Origin of the sequence: Christensenella sp., from assembly GCF_034927525.1 — a bacterium.
Taxonomy (GTDB): Bacteria; Bacillota; Clostridia; order Christensenellales; family Christensenellaceae; genus Christensenella.
In genome coordinates, this window is the sequence record NZ_JAYFPU010000217.1 from 1 (window position 1) to 2,481 (window position 2,481).

Consider the following 2,481-nt stretch of genomic DNA (forward strand, 5'->3'; position numbering starts at 1 on the left):
AAAAAGATCTGGATGAGGAATCTGTTTCCGTAGTGCGAAACCCGAACAAGTGCGTGATCTGCAAGCGCTGTGTGGCGGCTTGCGGAAAACAGCAGGGCGTGGGCGTGATAAGCGCGACGAATCGTGGATTCAAAACGATGATCGAGCCTGTGTGGGGCAAATCTTTAGTGGACGTACCGTGCATCAATTGCGGACAATGTATCGTATCGTGCCCGGTGGGCGCGCTTAAGGAAAAGAGTGAGATGGACAATGTGTGGGCGGCGCTTCATAACCCCAATCTTCATGTTGTGGTACAGCCGGCTCCGGCGGTGCGTGTTGCGATCGGCGAAGAATTTGGTATGCCGATGGGTACGCGCGTAACGGGCAAGCTTGCTGCTGCGCTGCGTAAGATGGGATTCGATAAGGTGTTTGACACCGATTTCGGCGCAGACCTTACGATCATGGAAGAAGGCTACGAGTTCATCAATCGTGTGAAAAACGGCGGAACATTGCCGATGATCACATCCTGCTCGCCGGGATGGATCAAATATGCGGAGTATTTCTTCCCGGATATGCTGGATAATCTTTCTACCTGCAAATCGCCCCATCAGATGCTGGGCGCGATCATCAAATCCTATTATGCTGAGCAGAACGGGATCGATCCTGCGAAAATATTTACGGTTTCTGTTATGCCTTGTACTGCTAAAAAGTACGAAAAGGATCGTGCGGGCGAAGCGGGAACGGGGTATCAGGATGTCGATGCAGTTCTTACGACGCGCGAAATGGCACAGATGATCAAGGAAGCGAACATTGATTTTGTGAATCTGCCAGATGAGGATTTTGACGAGGTGTTGGGTACATCCACGGGCGCGGGCGTTATCTTCGGCGCGACGGGCGGTGTGATGGAAGCGGCGCTTCGTACAGTCGCTGAGGTGCTGACGGGTGAGGAACTCAAAAATGTCGATTTCTGTGATGTGCGCGGTATTTCCGGCATCAAGGAAGCGGAAGTGAAGATTGGCGACTTAAATGTAAAAGTTGCGATCGTAAGCGGTACGGCAAACGCGAAAAAGCTTCTCGAGGCAGTGCGCCGCGGACAAAAGGAGTATCATTTCATCGAGGTTATGGCTTGCCCGGGCGGTTGTGTAAATGGCGGTGGACAACCCATCGTTTCGGCTCGTGTCAAAAATACGCTTGATCCGCGTGTCGTGCGTGCACAAGGCCTGTATGACGAGGATTGCGACAAGACGCTGAGAAAGTCGCATGAGAACCCGGATATCCAGATGCTGTATAAGGATTTCCTGGGGGAACCGAACGGTCATAAGTCGCATACGCTTTTGCATACGTTCTATGAGCAGAAGCCCAAATATCGCGAACAATAAGGAAACAGGAAGGCGGCTGGTTACAGACAGCCGCCTTTTTTTCATGTTAGCAGAAAAGGACTTTGACCCTGCCGTGTGTAATATTATATAGTAAGAAAGAGTTTTGTGAGAGGTTCTGAATGGCTTATTTTTCGGATGAATGGATACAGGAATTACTGCTGAAAGTAAATCTTGTTGATTTGATCGGTGAATATGTGACGTTACAGAACAAGTCCGGCAGATGGTGGGCTTGTTGTCCTTTTCATAACGAAAAAACACCCAGTTTTTCCGTTACCCCTGAGAAGGGCTTTTTCCATTGCTTTGGCTGCGGCAAGGGCGGTAATGCGATCCACTTTGTGATGGAGCAGGAGAAAATGTCTTTTCCGGAGGCGTGCCGCTATCTGGCGGACAAGGTAAAGCTTCCCGTGCCGGATGTAGCGGACGACTCCAATTATGAGAAACGCAAACAGCAGCGCGAGAAGATATTTGTTATGAACAAGACCGCGGCGCAGTTTTTTCACAAAAACTTATATGAAGCGCAGGGCAAGGAAGCGCTTGCTTATCTGCATAGTCGTGGACTTAACGACAGGATCATCAAAACATTCGGCATGGGGTATGCGCAGGACAAGTGGGACAGCCTTCTTAAACTGCTGACCGAGGATGGGTACACCAAGCAGGATATGCAGCTTGCGGGGCTTGTAAAGATCAATGACGGGAAATGCTATGATATGTTCCGCAACCGCGTTGTGATGCCTATTATCAATACGTTTTCCAATGTGATCGGTTTTGGCGGACGGGTGATGGACGACAGTCTGCCAAAATATCTGAACTCACCGGAAACTGCAGCGTTCAATAAGAGCAAGAATCTTTATAACCTGAATATGATCCGTAAGCAGAAAAATGTAAAGCATTTGGTTTTGGTGGAAGGCTATATGGACGTGATTGCGATGCATGCCTATGGGATACCCGAATGTGTGGCGACGTTGGGAACGGCGCTGACACAAGATCAGGCGCGTTTGCTGAAGCGCTATGTGAGCAATGTATACGTCTCGTATGACGGTGACAGTGCGGGAAAGAAGGCAACGCTGCGCGCGCTGGATATTTTGGCGCAGGAAGGCATCGAGTCGCGTGTGGTCAGCATTCC

General features: G+C 49.9%; 2 protein-coding genes. Both read left to right on the top strand.

Going from position 1 to position 2,481, the window contains the following annotated elements:
- Positions 1–1,358: [FeFe] hydrogenase, group A (locus tag VB081_RS09055; RefSeq protein ID WP_323400502.1), on the top strand; the 1,358-nt coding region annotated here is incomplete at its 5' end.
- 119 nt (positions 1,359–1,477) lie between these two features.
- Positions 1,478–2,481, top strand: a 1,004-nt coding sequence (gene dnaG, locus VB081_RS09060) for a DNA primase (protein ID WP_323400503.1), incomplete at its 3' end; no start/stop codon positions are given.